Genomic DNA, 15,604 nt, shown 5'->3' with positions numbered 1-15,604 from the left:
TGGGCGCTATTGTCGAGATCATCCTAGGGTGGGGTGTTTGACCTTGCCTAGTCGTCGGTGAAATCCCGGCTGCCGATCGAGGTGCTGTGGACCGTGCCACTCTGGCAGGCTTGCGTCCCGTAAACGTGCCGAATCGTCAAAATCTCCGGGGGATGAGATGCCCGCACTCGTGATGGGGCCGATGCTGCGGTACGTGGACTCCGTCAGCGCCTCGATCTGGGTGGAGACCGCCGAACCCTGCACGGTCACCATCGAGGCGGACGGTAGGTCTTACCGGTCGCCTACCTTCACCGTGCACGGTCACCACTATGCGATCGTGGATCTCGTTGAGCTCACTCAGGATATCGGTTCATATTCCGTGAGGCTCGACGGGGAGCAGGTATGGCCCCTGGCGGGTCGCCCGCCGAGCCGGATTCGGCTGCTGCCCGCCGACGGCGCGCGCAGGCTGGCGTTCGGCTCGTGCCGCGCCAGCGTGGCGCACGACGCGGCGCACGTCCTCACGCACGGCGCCGACGTGCTGCGCGCGTACGGCGGCCATCTCGCGACGGCGGCCGACGAGGAGTGGCCCGACCTGCTGCTGCTCATCGGCGATCAGGTCTACGCCGACAGCCCCTCGCCCGAGATGCTCGACTACATCAAGGGCCGCAGGAGCACGGAGCCGCAGAACGAGATCGCCGACTTCGAGGAGTACGCCGAGCTCTACCGCCTGGCCTGGACGGACCCGGAGATCCGCTGGCTGCTGTCCACCGTGCCGAGCGCGATGATCTTCGACGATCACGACGTACGCGACGACTGGAACACCTCGCAGCCCTGGCGCGAGCAGATGGCCGCGACGCAGTGGTGGCAGCGCCGGGTGGTCTCGGCGCTCGGGGCGTACTGGGTCTACCAGCACCTCGGCAACCTCTCACCGGCCGAGCGCGCGGAGGAACCGCTGCTGCGCGAGCTGATGGAGGGCGGTGACGGCGGCGCGGCCCTCGACGCGTTCGCCGAGAAGGCGGACGCCGAGCCGACCAGCAACCGCTGGAGCTACGCCCGCGACCTCGGGCGCGCCCGCCTGATCATGGTCGACACCAGGTGCGCCAGGCAGCTGACGCCCGGCGACCGCCGCATGCTCGACGCGGAGGAGTGGGCCTGGCTCGAGGAGCAGCTCGCCGCCCCGGCCGAGCGGCTGGTCATCGGCTCGTCCATCCCGTTCATGCTCCCCGAGGGCGTGCACCTGGTGCAGAACTGGAACGAGGCCCTGTGTGACGGTAGATGGGGCCCGCTCGCGCAGCGGTGGTCGGAGCGTTTCCGGCAGGCCCTCGACCTGGAGCACTGGGCGGCCTTCCGGCGCTCCTTCGACGACCTGGCCAGACTGCTGGCGAGGCTCGGCAAACCGGTGCTCATCCTCTCGGGCGACGTCCACTACTCCTACCTGGCCAAGGCCAGTGCCGGGCCGATCTACCAGATCGTCTGCTCGCCGATCCGCAACCCGCTCAGCCGCCTGCTGCGCTGGGCCAACGTGTTCACCCAGTTCAGGATCGCCACGCTGGTGGGCGGCCTGCTGGCGCGGTCGGCGGGCATCCCGCGGCCGCCGTTCCGGTGGCGGGTCACCCAGGGGCCCTGGTTCCAGAACGCGCTGGCCACGCTGACCTTCCCCGACGAGGTGGCCTGGTACGAGTCCGACGGCGACTCCGTCGCTCCGATCGACTCCGTCCGCCTACGCTGATCGAATGCTTGAGGACAACTACGCCGTCGCCGTGCCGTTCTACGACCTTTGGCACGGCGACGGGCACGTTCCGTTGGTGCGCGAGCTGCTTCCCCCGCTGCTCGAGGGCGTGCGGCGCAGCGTGATCGAGATCGGGGCGGGCACCGGGCTGATCACCGAGCTGATCGCCAGGGAGACGCCGGCCGAGATCTACGCCGTCGAGCCGTCGCTGGGCATGCGCTCGGTTCTCGTCTCCCGCCTGTCGTCAGATCCCGGCCTGCTGCGGCGCGTGACCGTGCTCCCGTACGGAGCCCTGGACGTGGAGGTGGACGAGCCGGTCGAGGCGGTCGTGATGATCTCGGTGCTGCAGAGCTTCCCGGCCGAGGAGCGGGCCGAGCTGTGGCGGGTGCTGGCCAGGCAGCTGGAGCCGGGCGGGCGCCTGGTGTTCAACTGGCGCGAGCGGGCCCTGCCCGCGCCGGGCGGCCTGGAGGTCATGGACTCCTATCAGGTGGGCAGGCACGCGTACGAGATCGCCGGGCAGGTGCTGGAGGTCGCGGGCGAGAGCGTCACCTCGCACTTCGTCTACCGGATCCGGCAGCGCGGCGTGGCGCTCAGCGAGGACGAGATGGTCGTCACCAACCACTGGCCCGCCAGGGAACGGCTGGCGTCGGAGCTGGAGGCGGCCGGGTTCGTCCCGGACGCGGCGCCCGAGGGCATGGAGGTCTGGCAGCGGGCGAAATAGTGGGAACCGGCCTCCGGCATGCGGCCAACAACAGGGTGACCGCATGAGAGAGGACCGACAGAGTGGTGGGTGTTCAGGATGCGCCTGAGACGCTGGATGACTCGACCCTGATCGGGCATTCGCTCGACGACCCGGAGAGCTTCGCGGCGCTGTTCGACCGCCATGCCGATGAGATCCACCGGTATGCGGCCCGGCGCCTCGGAGCGGAGCTGGCCGACGACGTGACGGGGGAGGTGTTCCTGGTCGCGTTCCGTGGGCGGGCGCGTTACGACCGCTCCTGGCCGGACGCCAGACCCTGGCTGTACGGCATCGCGACCAAGGTCATCGCTCAGCACCGCAGGACGGAGCGGCGGCGCACCACGGCCATGGCCAAGGTGAGCGTGGAGCGCCCCGGCACGTTCGACGACCGCAGCGCCGACCGGGTGACGGCCGAGCAGCTCCAGCCGAGGCTGGCCAGGGCACTGACCCGGCTCAGCGCGGGCGAGCGCGACCTGCTGCTGCTCGTGGCCTGGGGGGATCTGACGTACGAGGACGCCGCGCTCGCGTTGGGCGTGCCCGTCGGCACCGTCAGGTCCAGGCTCCACCGGCTCCGCGCGAAGGTGCGCAGGGCGCTCGGCGGCATCGATCCCTACGCGACAGAGGAGCCCCGGCGTGGATGAGCACAGCATGAATGACCACAGCAGGGATGAGGACGAGATCCGCCTCTTCTCCGACGGCAGGCCTACTGTGCCGCCGTTCGGAGCCGAGGCGAGGGCCAGGGCGCGGCAGCGGCTGCTGGCGGAGGCGCGTGGCGGGGGCCGCTTTCGCCTGCCCAGGTTCGGGTGGCAGGCCGCGGCCGCCTTCGGGGCCACGGTCGTCCTGGTCGGCGGCGTGGCAGTGGCCCTGTCGAACCAGGGGCGGGGCGGCACGAACCCCGCCACATCGGTGACCCAGTCGGCCGCCGTGTCGGCTTCCGTGGCGTCGTCCGACGAGCTGGACCCCCGGCCCGGCCAGTTCATCGAGATCGAGTCGGACACGATGTACGGCTTGTTCTCGTTCGGCAAGAAGGGGGAGAATTCGCGTTACCTCTACCGGACGCACCGGAAGATCTGGCAGTCGGTGGACGGGAGCGCGGACGGCCTGCTGCTGATCGAGGGTCGCGAGCCCCAGCCGTGGCCGGGCAGGGCGCTGCCGAAGGAGGCCAAGGACTGGAAGGGCTCCGATTGGCACGCGCTGCCGGTCTGCTCAGGGCCGCAGGGCAATCGCCGGACCGACTACGCCTACCTGAGCACCCTGCCGACGGATGCCGACGGGATGCGGGCGAGTCTCTACGAGATGAGCAAGGCGTACGTGAGCGACGGCAAGGGCGTGGACAGCGACCGGGCCGCGTTCGACCACGTGACGGACCTGGTCAGGGAGACGTACATGCCGAAGGCGCAGCGTGACGCGCTCTTCGAGGCGGCCAGGACGATCCCCGGCGTCCAGGTGGCCGAGGGCGTGGAGGACGCGGCGGGCCGCAAGGGCGTGGCGCTCGGGCAGGTGGACCCGCAGGGAATCCTCAGGCAGGCCATCTTCGACCCGGTCACGCACCTGTTCATGGGGGAGCGGAACACGGTCGTGGACGAGAAGCTCGCCCAGGCTCCCAAGGACAGCGTGGTGGGGCTGACGTCCCAGCTGAAGGTCTCGGTGGTGGACGAGCTGCCGCAGGCGAAGCTACGGGAAGGAGAAGCCCCCGACTGCGTCACCGCCACCCTCCAGGCCGCCCCGAGCCCGTCGAGCACGGTCACACCGTCGCCGTCGCCCAGCAATGACGCCATGACGCAGACGCCGGAGCCTCTGCCGACCATGACGGTCACGCTGGACCCTGAGACCGGAGACGTGACCGAACCGGAGCCGGAGGTGACGGTGACGGTGACGCCGACGGAGTGACACTCGCGGAGAAGAGTCCGGCCACGTACGGTGGCCGGGCCCTTCATCAGGACTGGCTGAACTCGTAGAGGGCGTCGGCGAGCTGGTTCACGGCCCAGACGAGGTCGTCCTCGGACACGACGATCGGCGGGGCGAGGCGGATCGTGGAGCCGTGCGTGTCCTTGGCCAGGACGCTCCTCGCCAGCAGCGCCTTGGACACCTCCCGCCCCGTGGCCAGCTCGGGGTCGATGTCCACGCCCGCCCACAGCCCGCGTCCGCGCACCTCGACCACCCCCTTGCCGACCAGCTCGCGCAGCCGGGTGTGCAGCACCTCGCCCAGCTTGGCGGCCCTGGCCTGGAACTCGCCGGTGTTGAGCAGCTCGATGACCGCGATGCCGACCGCGCAGGCCAGCGGGTTGCCGCCGAACGTGGACCCGTGCTGGCCGGGATGGATGACCCCGAGCACGTCGCGGTTCGCGGCGATGGCCGAGACCGGTACGACGCCGCCGCCGAGCGCCTTGCCCAGCACGTAGATGTCGGGCACGACCCCCTCGTAGTCGCACGCGAACGTCTGCCCGGTCCGCCCCAGCCCCGACTGCACCTCGTCGGCGATCATCAGGATGCCCTGGGCGGAGCAGAACTCCCGGATCTCGCCCAGGTACCCGTCAGGCGGCACCAGCACCCCGGCCTCGCCCTGGATCGGCTCGACCAGCACCGCGACCGTGTTCGCGTCGGTGGCCCGCCTGATCGCCTCGGCGGAGCCGTACGGCACGAGCCGGAAGCCCGGCGTGAACGGGCCGAAGTTGTCGTGTGCCTCCGGGTCCGTGGAGAAGCTCACGATCGTGGTGGTGCGGCCGTGGAAGTTGCCTTCCATCACGATGATGTTCGCCTGGTCGGGCTCCACGCCCTTGACCTCGTAGCCCCATTTGCGGGCCACCTTGATGGCGGTCTCGACGGCCTCGGCCCCGGTGTTCATGGGCAGTACCAGGTCCTTGCCCGTGAGGTCGCCGAGCCCGGCGCAGAACTGCGCGAACTGGTCGTGGTAGAAGGCGCGGCTGGTCAGGGTCAGGTTCTTGAGCTGCTCCTGGGCGGCCTCGATGATCTTCGGATGGCCGTGGCCGAAGTTGAGCGAGGAGTAGCCGGACAGGCAGTCCAGATACCGCTTGCCTTCGACGTCGGTGACCCAGGCGCCGTGTGCCTCGTGGATCACGACGGGCAGTGGATGGTAGTTGTGCGCGCTACGGCGCTCGCTCATCTCGATGAGCTCTGCGCTGGTGGTCATGGTCAGATCTCCCCCCTGATCTCCAGTGTGCAGCACTTGGGGCCCCCGCCCGCCTTACGCAGCTCCGACAGGTCGACCGGGATGACCTCGTAACCGCTCCGCTTGAGCTCCAGTTGGAGGTTCGACGCCTCGGCGTTGATGACCACGTTCCTGCCGTCGCTGACCGCGTTCAGGCCGAGCACCTCGGCGTCCTCGGCGGTCGCGAGCACCGCGTCGGGGAACAGCCTGCGCAGCACCTTCCTGCTGCCCTCGGAGAAGGCCTCCGGGTAGTACGCGACGTTGCGGCCGTCGAGCGGGAACAGCGCCGTGTCGAGGTGGTAGAAGCGCGGGTCCACCAGCTTCAGGGTGATCACCGGGCGGCCCAGGTACTCCTGCGCCTCCTGGTGGGCGACCACGTCCGTGCGGAAGCCCGTTCCGGCCAGGATGACCTCGTCGAGGGTGAGGAAGTCGCCCTCGCCCTCGTTGACGTGCAGGGGCTCGTGCGCCGGGTATCCGCGCTCGGTGAACCACCGCAGGTAGGCGGGGCCCTCGGGGCCGCGCTCGGGGTGGGCGAACCTGGCGCCGTAGACGCGGCCGTCCACGACCAGCGCGCCGTTGGCCGCGAAGACCATGTCGGGCAGGCCCTCGATCGGGTCGATCAGGCTCACCTTGTGCCCGAGCTCCTCGTACGCCGCCTTCAGGCCCTCCCACTGCCGGACCGCCACATCGCGGTCCGCGCCGGCCTCAGGATGCATCCACGGGTTGATCGCGTACTCGACCGTGAAGTAGTCCGGACGGCACATCAGGAAGTGTTTGGGCATGCAGGTCTCCGTCGAGGTTTATGGATGGATGTCCAGATTGGAGGGACGGAGACAGCCTAAGAATGCGTGTTTATGCAGGCCAAGTGTTTGGCATTGCGTGTTGGCGCGGGTCTGTTGCGTGTGTCAGGGCGTGGGACGCGATCCGTTGCGCGGCTCCGGCACTGCGGCTCCCGGAGGGGTGTCCACCAGCCGCGACAGCACGATGGAGCTCTTGGTCCGCACCACGAACGCCTCCGCCGCGATGCGCTCGATCACCCGCTCCACGTGGCGCACGTCCGTGGCCCTGATGTGCAGCAGCGCGTCCGCCTCGCCGGTGATCGTGGCCGCCGCCACCACCTCGGGGAACTTGGCGACGGCCAGTGCGATGTCCGAGGGCTTGGTCTTGCCCTGGCAGAACAGCTCCACGTACGCCTCGGTCGTCCACCCGAGCGCCTGCGGCGCCACCCTCGCGCTGAACCCGGTGATCGCCCCCGTGTCGCGTAGCCGGTCGACCCGGCGCTTCACCGCCGACGCGCTCAGCCCGACATGGTGGCCGATGTCCGCGTAGGTCGCGCGCGCGTCGTCCACGAGTGCCGCGATGATGTCACGATCGAGCCGGTCCAGTTCCACGCGCCTTGTATACCGCCTGGCCAGGCTGGCGCGCGACGAGCGGCGCGCGGGAAACTGGGCATGCTGACAGTCATCGGAAGGTATCCGCCAGAATGAGCACCACAAGCTTCCCCGAGGGTTTCGTGTGGGGAGTTTCGACGTCCGCCTTTCAGATCGAGGGGGCCACGTCCGCCGACGGCCGCGGGCCGTCCATATGGGACGGCTTCTCCGCCGACCGCGCCGAGGCGTGCGACCATTATCACCGCCATGCCGAGGACGTGCGGTTGATGAAAGACCTCGGAATGGCCGCCTACCGATTCTCGGTGAGCTGGCCGCGGGTGTTGCCCGAGGGTTCGGGAAAGGCGAACGAGGCCGGGCTCGACTTTTACGACCGGCTGGTCGACGAGCTGCTCGCGGCGGGCATCACGCCTTATGCGACCCTTTATCACTGGGACCTGCCGCAGGCGCTCGAAAAGGTCGGCGGCTGGCCGTCCCGTGACACCGCCCGCCATTTCGCCGATTACGCCGCGGCGGTTCACGACCGGCTCGGGGACCGGGTCGACACCTGGTTCACGCTGAACGAGCCCTGGGTGGCGGCCTTCCTGGGATACGGCTCCGGCGTGCACGCTCCGGGCCGGAAATCGGCCCCGGACGCGTTCAGGAGCGCCCACCACATGCTGCTCGCGCACGGCCTGGCCGCGCAGGCCCTGCGCTCGGCCGGGGCCACGAGGGTCGGACCCGTGCTCAACATCTCGCCCGTCATGACGCCCGCCCAGGTGAGCGACCTCGACAGGGAGTTGTCGGAGGAGGACGCCGAGGCCGTGGCCAGGATCGACATGCTGGCCAACCGGCAGTTCCTGGAGCCGATGCTGCGCGGGACGTACCCCGCCGAGCTGCTGCCCGTCATCGAGCGCCACGGCGGTCTCGACCATATCCGCGACGGCGACCTCGACACCATCGCCCAGCCCGTGGACCTGCTCGGCGTCAATTACTACACCCCGTTGGTCGTGCAGGCGCAGCCCAGCGAGACCGCCGACCCGGCCTTTCCAGGAAGCGAGGGCGTGCTGTTCTGCACGGTGCCCACGGCGGTCACCGCAATGGGCTGGCCGATCGTGCCCAACTGCCTTTCTCTGCTGCTGGGACGCCTTTCCCGGGAATATCCAGGACTCGATCTGATGGTCACCGAGAACGGCGCCGACTTCGTCGACACGGTGACCGGCGACGGCATTCACGACGTGGACCGCATCAGTTTCATAGAAGAACATCTGCGCGCTCTTTCGTCGGCCGTCGCGGACGGCGCCCGGGTCCGCGGATATCTCGTCTGGACCCTCCTCGACAACCTCGAATGGTCCGACGGTTACCAGCGGAAGTTCGGCCTCGTGCACGTCGATTTCGCCACCCAGCGCAGACGGCTGAAGGACAGCGCGCTGTGGTACCGCGACGTCATCCGCCGCAACGGCCTCGCCGAGACCCGCCCCAAGCGGCCCACGCTCGAAACCGTCGCGGCCCGCGCCGGCGTCTCCAGGGCCACGGTCTCGCGCGTGGTCAACGGTGAGGCGGCGGTGAGCGCGGACGTCCGCACGGTGGTGATGCGGGCCGTCAAGGAGCTCGGCTACGTGCCCAACGCCGCCGCCCGCAGCCTGGTCACCCGGCGCACCAACGCGATCGCCCTGGTCCTGTCCGTCCCCAGGCAGGGGGACCCGCTCACGGCCGCCGTGGTCCAGTACGTCACCAGCATGCTCGAGGGCGCGGGCAAGCAGATCACCCTCATGCTCGCCGACACGGCCGAGAGCCATCGGCGCATCGTCCAGCAGGCGGAGGCCCGGCTGGTGGACGGGGTCGTGCTGCTGCCGCCGGACCGGGCCGACACGCTCGCCGAGCGGCTCTCGCGCACCGGCGTGCCGATCGTGCTGCTGGGCAAGCCGGCCATCACCTCGCTGGTGCCGTACGTGGACGTGGACAACACCGGCGGCGCCGAGGCCGCCACCCAGCACCTCCTCGCGCGCGGGCGGCGGCGCATCGGCATGATCTGCGGTCCCATGGACCTGGTCGCCGTCCAGGACCGCCTGGCCGGGCACCGCGCGGCGCTGCACCGTGCGGGGCTGCAGCCGCTGCTGGCACTCGCGGACCTCACCCGGGCCTCCGGTGCGGTGGCCGCCCGGCAGCTGCTCGGCGACGACCCGGCCCTGGACGCGATCTTCGCCGCCACCGACCAGCTCGCCATCGGGGCGCTGCAGGCCGCGCGGGAGGCGGGGCGGCGGGTGCCCGAGGACCTGGCGATCGTGGGCTTCGACGACATCGACGCCGCCTCGGCCACCACGCCGGGGCTCACCACCGTGCGGGTCCCGCTGGCGGACCAGGCGCTGGCGCTGGCGCGACTGCTGCTGTCCCGGCTGGAGGGCCGCCACACGACGTCGGTCGTGCTGCCGACCCGGCTGGTGACCAGGGAGTCCACCTGAGCGCCGTGGGGCGTCCGAGGGGTGGGTCAGGAGCGCGCGCGGTCATGCCTTCGATCACAATGACGGTGTGAGCCAACTGCCGGTCATCGATGTCGCGCCCCTGCTCGCCGAGGGCCCGCTCCCGCTGCACGGCCCCAACCTGTTCCCCGCCCAGGTCCCCGAGCTGCGCGAGGCCGTACTCGAGTACCTCGACACGATGACCGCGCTCGCCCAGTCCGTCATGTCGGGCATCGCCCTGAGCCTGGGGCTGGATGAGGGCTACTTCCGCACCGGCTACACCGCCGACCCGACCGTACTCTTCCGGATATTTCATTACCCTCCCGCCCCGCCGGACGACCCCGACACCTGGGGCGTCGGTGAGCACACCGACTACGGCCTGCTCACCCTCCTCCTCCAGGACGCCAACGGCGGCCTCCAGGTACGCACCCCGCGCGGCTGGATCGAGGCCCCGCCGCTGGAGAACACGTTCGTCTGCAACATCGGCGACATGCTCGACAAGCTCACCGGCGGCCACTACCGCTCGACCCCGCACCGGGTGCTCAACCGCAGCGGCAACGAGCGCCTCAGCTTCCCGTTCTTCTTCGACCCCGGCTGGGACAGCGAGGTGCCGCCGCTGCCGTACGCCTCCGGCCACAGGTGGGACGGCCAGGTCGACTTCACCGGCACCTACGGCGAGTACCTGCTGTCCAAGGTCTCCAAGGTCTTCCCGCGCCTCTTCGAGACCCTCTGAGAGCCTCAGCTGGTCGAGAAGGTGAACCAGTTGACGTTGACGAAGTCGGCGGGCTGACCGCTGCTGAAGGTCAGATACACCGTGTGCGTCCCGGTCACGGCCGAGATGTTGGCGGGCACCGTACGCCAGCTCTGCCAGCCGCCCGTGTTGGCGAGGGCGAAGTCCCCGACGGGAGCGGCGGTGGGGCTGTCCAGCCGCACCTGCACCAGCCCGCTCACCCCGGCCGCGGCCCCGGACGCCACCCTGGCCCTGAACTGACGGGCGGCCTCCGTCCCGAAGTCCACCCCGTCGAAGCGGAGCCAGTCGCCGTTGGCGATGGCCCCGACGTTCTGCCCGCCGCCTGTGTCCGTGGTGGTCTCGACGATGGTGCCCGACTGCGCCTGGTACCGCTCGGCCTGGATCGTCGAACGGGCGTCGACGCCCCCGGGAGGCGGGGTGGAGCCGCTTCCGCTCTGCCATACCGCCACGTAGTCCACCAGCATCGATCGCCCGGGTACGGTCGCCGCCGTGGGCGTCTGGCCGCCGAGCGCGTTGGGGAACGCCCCGCCCATCGCCACGTTGAGCAGCAGGAAGTAGCCCGCGTGCCCGGTCATGTTGGTCCACGTCCCCGCGTCGAACTGCGACTGGCTCACGCTGTGGAACTGCTGCCCGTCCACGTACCAGCGCAGCTGGTTCGGGCTGACGCTGCGGTCCCACTCGAAGCGGTAGGTGTGGAACGCCGCCTGGCACGTCGAGCCGGGGCAGGCGCGGTTGGCGCCGAGGCCGGTGGTCTCGTTGCACGGGCCGCCCGGGTTGACGCCGCAGTGGAGCACGCCCCAGACGGCGTTGATGCCGTTGACGTTCTCCATCATGTCGAACTCGCCGATCCCCGGCCAGTTCCAGTAGTTCCCCCGGTACGGCGCCCCGAGCGCCCAGAACGCCGGCCAGTAGCCCAGCGCGGCGTCGCCTGTCACGTTCGGCATCTGGATGCGGCCCTCGATGCGCAGGACGCGGCCGTCGGCCGGCTTGAAGTCGGCCCGCCTGGTCTCGATGCGGGCCGAGGTCCACTCGCCCGAGCCGCTGCGCTGGGGCGTGATGCGGAGGTTGCCGCCGCCGTCGAGGCTGAGGTTGGAGGCGCTGGAGGTGTAGTTCTGGATCTCGCCGGTGCCCCAGTTGGCCGGGCCGCCGGGGTACGAGTGCCCGGTGTCGACGATCCAGTCGGCCGACGAAGGCAGCGTGCCGGCCGTGCCGTTGAAGTCGTCCGACCAGACCAGCGACCAACCTGAGGGGGTGGGCGGAACGGCGGCCGAGGCACTGACGGCCGCCTTGACGAGCAGGCCGCTGAGCGCCACGAGCACCACGGCCACGGCCGCCAGGCGACGCCGGGGCCGGATGGCTGTTGTCATCATCGCTCCATGGGGGTGTGGAGGCGTGGAGAGAGCGCTCTCTCAGACGATGTCAACACAGCCCTTACCCGCCGTCAACATCGCTCACCTTGAAGAGCACTCTCTGACAGGAGGCCCGTCGTGGTCAGTCGCAGGCGGCCGTCGGCGGCGGTTCGGACTGCTGCCTCTCCCCGGGCGGGGTCGCCTTCAGCTTGGCGGCGAGGGCGTCCGCGCTGTTGCCTGCCATTTCCTCTTCCAGCCCCGCGTCCGGACCGGCGTCGGCCGCCAGCGTGCGCGCCTCGGCGACGCTCTGCGCATGGCCCTCCATCTCGCCCTGGCCGATGACGTCGCCGTCGAAAGGCAACTCCGAGCCCTCACCGAGCCCCATCCACCTCGCGGGCTCCGGAGTGTCGCCCTCGGCGCAGTGCGGCCCTTCCCAGGCGATGGCCAGGATGTACTGGTGCCCTGGCTCGATACGCGGCCGATCGTAGATGGCTGTCACGGTCGGACTGCTCAGGTTCCCCTCGGTGAAGGTCCAACCGGACGCGTTGTACTCCCACTCCTTCGGGGCCGGCTGGGCCGCGTCCTCCCGCGACCACAGCACGTCCTTGACCTCCAGATTCACCTTCCGCCCGATCAATCCTTCCCCACGCTCGATCTCGATCTGGGCGGGCGGGATCGTCTGCTCGGAGGTGGCGTTGACGACAACCACATGGTCGGCGTACGTCACCCAGTCCGTGGCCGTGATGCTGGGCAGGCGGTCGTCTCCGTCGGCCATCGCGATCCGGCGCGGCGCGGGCGCGCCGTCGGCGGCATTCACAGTGGCGACTCCCGCGACAGCGAGAGCCGCAGCGAGCCCGATACCGGTTGCGATATACGTAAGACGCTTCACCGCGGCCCTCCTAATAAGTGGCATTGATGTTGTCCCGGTTATTGGAGCCGAGATCGCTATGGCCGGCGGAAGGGGTCACCATACAGCCGAGGCGGGAATCGGTCTTGCTGAGCTGGGGACTGGCGTAGTCGCCGTGCTGCAGGCCGACGGCGTGTCCGGTCTCATGGCAAACTCTCGCGTAGTTGTACTCCCCGTTGCCTCGGATGCGAATGTACTGCTGGTCGCAGTTGTACCTGGTGCCGCCGCGCGCATTGCACCACGTCCTGCCGGCCACACTGTCCGGTAGGCCGGTCGAGCCCTCCTGGTAGATGATGTCGGTCTCGCCGCTCCCCTCGAACACCGGCGACGAGTCGTAGTGGAAGGCCAAATCCGTGGGACGGTACTCTCCGTCAATGGCGGCGTTGACCGTCGACCGGTCTTCCGACTCCAGTTTGTATTCGCCGCTGCTGTCCATGTAGAAATAGACCTCGCGATTGTCGGTCTGGCATGGTGGATGGCCCATGCCGAGCGCGCAGCTACTGCCGGTGTTTGCGGTCGGGAACATGTTGTCGGTGACGGCGGCCCAGGCCACCCCGACCGCCACCATCAACGGCACGAGAGCCATCGCGACCACGCCGGTGACCCGTCGTCGAACGGGCCCGAGACTAAATTTTGGCACTCTTCTCCCCGTACTTGCCTATTTTTGAGTTGTCGTCGCTGCGCAGAGGACGTGGCTACAGCCCGGACAGAAGGAAGTTACGACTCTGTTCTTCCGTTCCCCTTCCGTTTCTTTTCCGTTCATGGAGACATGCGGTTCTCATCAAGCAGCGGGCCATCGCATGAAAAACGAACGGCGCCGCCCTGAGGGCGGCGCCGTACGACTCGGGGACGGGGTCAGCCCTTGTCGGCCTCGCCGGTGGCCTGCTCGAGCTGGTCCTCGGGGGAGGCCTCCAGGTCCTGCTCGGCGTCGGCGCCCGCCTGGGCGGAGGCCTTGTCGAGGCGCACCCAGCTCGTCACGCTCTCCACCGCGAACAGCACGAAAAGGTACGCCGTCAGCACCGCCAGCACGGGCGTCAGCACGCCGAGGGCCGCTCCCACACCGATGATCAGCAGGCGCAGCTCCCAGCCGAGCCCCGCGTGGAACACCCACGCGGGCGGCCAGATGCTCTGCCGCGTCCGGTAAACGGTGTCATACGTGTGGTAACCCACGACATAGACCAGCACGAAAAGGAGCCACTTGGGCGCGTCGGCGGCGAGGCCGATCGCGATCATGGTGAGGAACTCGGCGCCGCGCAGCAGCGGCGGGGTGAGCCAGTCGAAGCGGCCAAGGTGGTCACGCGGCGCGGTCGGCAGCACGAGCAGCAGCGTGGTCGCGACCGGGAGAAGCAGGATGGGCCCGGGCTTGAGCACGCCGGTGACCACGAAGACGGCGACGACCAGGAGGGCGACGAGCGTGGCGGGCACGGGCGGCAGGCCGCGGCCGAGCTTGCCGGCGAGCGCGTGGACCAGCGGCCCGTCGTCGCGGTAGGCGAGCAGGCGGGCGGTCTGGATGCGGCGGCGCTCCTCGTCGGGGTCCGGCGTGGGGGTGGCCATGGCCTGCGGTTGGGTGATCATACGAGCGACCTCATGAGGCGTCCGGTGAGAGTGTAGGCGGCGGCGACGGAGCCCCAGATCACCAAGGTGAGGAAGGTGATCCGGGCGTCGAAGAGGGCGGCGGTGATCGCGATGGCCGCGAACCGCTCGCCGATGGGGAACACGATCATCTTGCGTGCCCAGTGGACGGCCCGGAACTTGCCGGCCTTGGTCCACATCTTGAGCAGGCCGCGCAGACCCTGGCTCCGCTCGACCTTGCGGCGCGTGAGCGCCTGGCGCAGGTCGCGGTCGTCGGGGGCGTCAAGTGCCAGCGTGGGCAGCTTGGCGGGCGGCTTGCGGCGGTTGGCGACGCCGAAGGAGAAGTCGAGCAGGTGGCGTACGGACTGCAGGCCGAGCGCGGCCAGCGCCAGGATCCAGATGTCGTCGCCGTTGCCCGAGACCACCCAGCCGATGGCCAGTCCGGCGAAGACGACGTACTCCTTGAACCGGTCGAACGTGGCGTCCAGCCACGCCCCCAGCACGCCGAACTTGCGCGCGTACCGGGCGACCTGACCGTCCACGCAGTCGAAGACGAACGCGAAGTAGATCAGCACCCCGCCCAGCACCATCCACGGCCGGTCGCCGGTGGCGAAGCAGGCGGCGGCGGCCACGCCGAGCGCGATCGAGATCAGCGTCACCTGGTTGGGCGTCAGGCCGCGCCTGGCCGCCCACCGGGCGATGAAGCGGGAGTAGGTGGAGACGAAGTACGTGGTGAAGAAGCCGTCGGCGCCCTTGACCGCGTTGTTGAGCCTGGCCCGGTCCTCGTCCATGCCGGACATCTCGGCGCCGGCCTCGTTGGCCTCCTCCTGGGTGGTGACCCGGCGGTAGAACAGGTCGCGCCGGCCCCTGATGCCGACCGACACGCCGTTGCGCACCAGGCCGAACACGATGAGCTGCAGCAGGTCGTCGTCCTCGCCGAACGTGGCGGCCATCGCGGCCAGCTCGCGGCAGGTCTCGGCCAGGATCGGCGCGTTGCGCGCGCTCACGTGCAGTGGACCGAGCAGGACGGCGTTGGGCCTGGTCACGGCGTGGCTCGCGGTGCCCACCGACACAACGCGAGACTTGCCGACGCGCGAGCGGACGGGCAGCCCTTCGAGGCGGGCGAGGCCGATCTCGGGCTCGGCCTCGTCGATCGGGACGTTGTCCTCGGGACCGTTGTCGTCCTGCTCCTCCTCTGTCACCTCCGGACGCGGCTCCTTGGCTACGAGCGCCAGCGCGCCGCGCTTGGCCTTGGTGATCTGGTAGATCAGCTCGTCGTGGACGACGGAGTTCTCCGGGATGATGAAGAGGTTCTCCGTCGCGGATTCAGCGACCTCTGCCAGCGCGTGCAGGGCGGCGGCCACGTCGCCTGAGTCGATCGTGGCGAGCCGTGGATCCAGGGAAGTGAGCTGGCTGCGTAGTCGCTCGGCGACGGTGGGATTGCCGGGTAGCGCGGCCAGCCTCAGGCCGGTCGGAGAGGTGTCGGGGCCGGGCGAGGCGCCCAGCAGGACCACGCGGGTCATCCGACTTCCTCCGCCGATACTCCGGCCTTCATGGCAGGGAGGAGACGCACTCCCGCGTAG

At 69.7% G+C, this 15,604-nt stretch carries 14 protein-coding genes; 6 read left to right on the top strand and 8 right to left on the bottom strand.

Annotated features, from left to right (window positions below; translation table 11 throughout):
* The first annotated feature begins 157 nt into the window (after window positions 1–157).
* From ABD830_RS10070 to ABD830_RS10055, 4 genes are all read left to right on the top strand, one after another.
* Window positions 158–1,708 carry an alkaline phosphatase D family protein gene (locus ABD830_RS10070; protein ID WP_344986266.1) on the top strand — a complete coding sequence of 517 codons (1,551 nt, stop codon included), beginning with the start codon at window positions 158–160 and terminating at the stop codon, window positions 1,706–1,708.
* A 4-nt stretch (window positions 1,709–1,712) separates the two neighbouring features.
* Entirely contained in the window at window positions 1,713–2,429 is a 717-nt protein-coding gene (locus ABD830_RS10065; RefSeq protein WP_344986265.1) for a class I SAM-dependent methyltransferase, read from the top strand.
* Window positions 2,430–2,494: 65 nt separating this feature from the next.
* Window positions 2,495–3,088, top strand: a complete 594-nt coding sequence (locus tag ABD830_RS10060; RefSeq protein WP_344986264.1) for an RNA polymerase sigma factor — start codon at window positions 2,495–2,497, stop codon at window positions 3,086–3,088.
* Window positions 3,089–3,095: 7 nt separating this feature from the next.
* A complete protein-coding gene (locus ABD830_RS10055; protein WP_344986263.1) occupies window positions 3,096–4,337 on the top strand; it encodes a CU044_5270 family protein in 1,242 nt (413 codons plus the stop codon).
* 46 nt (window positions 4,338–4,383) lie between these two features.
* Here ABD830_RS10055 and rocD read toward each other — a convergent pair whose 3' ends face one another.
* The 3 genes from rocD to ABD830_RS10040 form a co-directional block, all read right to left on the bottom strand.
* The gene (rocD, locus tag ABD830_RS10050) at window positions 4,384–5,598 is read right to left on the bottom strand and encodes an ornithine--oxo-acid transaminase (RefSeq protein ID WP_344986262.1); all 1,215 of its coding nucleotides are present in this window, start codon (window positions 5,596–5,598) and stop codon (window positions 4,384–4,386) included.
* A gap of 2 nt (window positions 5,599–5,600) precedes the next feature.
* Entirely contained in the window at window positions 5,601–6,398 is a 798-nt protein-coding gene (gene ddaH, locus ABD830_RS10045) for a dimethylargininase (RefSeq protein ID WP_344986261.1), read from the bottom strand.
* A 123-nt stretch (window positions 6,399–6,521) separates the two neighbouring features.
* Entirely contained in the window at window positions 6,522–7,007 is a 486-nt protein-coding gene (locus ABD830_RS10040) for an Lrp/AsnC family transcriptional regulator (protein WP_344986260.1), read from the bottom strand.
* Window positions 7,008–7,099: 92 nt separating this feature from the next.
* On the opposite strand from ABD830_RS10040, the gene ABD830_RS10035 reads away from it, so the two are divergent.
* Together ABD830_RS10035 and ABD830_RS10030 are read left to right on the top strand one after the other, a co-directional pair.
* Window positions 7,100–9,445: a GH1 family beta-glucosidase gene (locus ABD830_RS10035; RefSeq protein WP_344986259.1), complete on the top strand. Its 2,346-nt coding sequence runs from the start codon at window positions 7,100–7,102 to the stop codon at window positions 9,443–9,445.
* 67 nt (window positions 9,446–9,512) lie between these two features.
* Complete coding sequence (locus ABD830_RS10030; RefSeq protein ID WP_344986258.1) at window positions 9,513–10,175, top strand: isopenicillin N synthase family dioxygenase; 663 nt, start codon at window positions 9,513–9,515, stop codon at window positions 10,173–10,175.
* A gap of 5 nt (window positions 10,176–10,180) precedes the next feature.
* Here the strand turns inward: ABD830_RS10030 and ABD830_RS10025 are convergent, their stop codons facing one another.
* The 5 genes from ABD830_RS10025 to ABD830_RS10005 form a co-directional block, all read right to left on the bottom strand.
* A complete protein-coding gene (locus tag ABD830_RS10025) occupies window positions 10,181–11,560 on the bottom strand; it encodes a glycoside hydrolase family 16 protein (RefSeq protein WP_344986257.1) in 1,380 nt (459 codons plus the stop codon).
* Window positions 11,561–11,684: 124 nt separating this feature from the next.
* Window positions 11,685–12,359 (bottom strand): hypothetical protein, encoded by a 675-nt coding sequence (locus ABD830_RS10020; RefSeq protein WP_344986256.1) that lies wholly within the window; start codon window positions 12,357–12,359, stop codon window positions 11,685–11,687.
* Window positions 12,360–12,441: 82 nt separating this feature from the next.
* Window positions 12,442–13,035 (bottom strand): zinc metalloprotease, encoded by a 594-nt coding sequence (locus ABD830_RS10015; RefSeq protein WP_344986255.1) that lies wholly within the window; start codon window positions 13,033–13,035, stop codon window positions 12,442–12,444.
* Between the two features lie 269 nt (window positions 13,036–13,304).
* Window positions 13,305–14,024: a DUF5941 domain-containing protein gene (locus tag ABD830_RS10010; protein WP_344986254.1), complete on the bottom strand. Its 720-nt coding sequence runs from the start codon at window positions 14,022–14,024 to the stop codon at window positions 13,305–13,307.
* Complete coding sequence (locus tag ABD830_RS10005) at window positions 14,021–15,544, bottom strand: CDP-alcohol phosphatidyltransferase family protein (protein WP_344986253.1); 1,524 nt, start codon at window positions 15,542–15,544, stop codon at window positions 14,021–14,023. The genes ABD830_RS10010 and ABD830_RS10005 overlap by 4 nt, the downstream gene beginning before the upstream one ends.
* Window positions 15,545–15,604: the final 60 nt, after the last annotated feature.

Source organism: Nonomuraea helvata (assembly GCF_039535785.1).
GTDB classification, from domain to species: domain Bacteria; phylum Actinomycetota; class Actinomycetes; order Streptosporangiales; family Streptosporangiaceae; genus Nonomuraea; species Nonomuraea helvata.
The sequence above is the reverse complement of the archived record's forward strand: the minus strand, read 5'-3'. Positions and strand labels throughout refer to the sequence as shown.

What these genes read in the sequence shown, in the direction of transcription:
- ABD830_RS10070 (WP_344986266.1), top strand. Translation starts at nt 158, where the DNA reads ATGCCCGCACTCGTGATGGGGCCGATGCTGCGGTACGTGGACTCCGTC.
- ABD830_RS10065 (WP_344986265.1), top strand. Translation starts at nt 1,713, where the DNA reads ATGCTTGAGGACAACTACGCCGTCGCCGTGCCGTTCTACGACCTTTGG.
- ABD830_RS10055 (WP_344986263.1), top strand. Translation starts at nt 3,096, where the DNA reads ATGAATGACCACAGCAGGGATGAGGACGAGATCCGCCTCTTCTCCGAC.
- rocD (WP_344986262.1), bottom strand. Translation starts at nt 5,598, where the DNA reads ATGACCACCAGCGCAGAGCTCATCGAGATGAGCGAGCGCCGTAGCGCG.
- ddaH (WP_344986261.1), bottom strand. Translation starts at nt 6,398, where the DNA reads ATGCCCAAACACTTCCTGATGTGCCGTCCGGACTACTTCACGGTCGAG.
- ABD830_RS10035 (WP_344986259.1), top strand. Translation starts at nt 7,100, where the DNA reads ATGAGCACCACAAGCTTCCCCGAGGGTTTCGTGTGGGGAGTTTCGACG.
- ABD830_RS10025 (WP_344986257.1), bottom strand. Translation starts at nt 11,560, where the DNA reads ATGACAACAGCCATCCGGCCCCGGCGTCGCCTGGCGGCCGTGGCCGTG.
- ABD830_RS10015 (WP_344986255.1), bottom strand. Translation starts at nt 13,035, where the DNA reads ATGGCTCTCGTGCCGTTGATGGTGGCGGTCGGGGTGGCCTGGGCCGCC.
- ABD830_RS10010 (WP_344986254.1), bottom strand. Translation starts at nt 14,024, where the DNA reads ATGATCACCCAACCGCAGGCCATGGCCACCCCCACGCCGGACCCCGAC.
- ABD830_RS10005 (WP_344986253.1), bottom strand. Translation starts at nt 15,544, where the DNA reads ATGACCCGCGTGGTCCTGCTGGGCGCCTCGCCCGGCCCCGACACCTCT.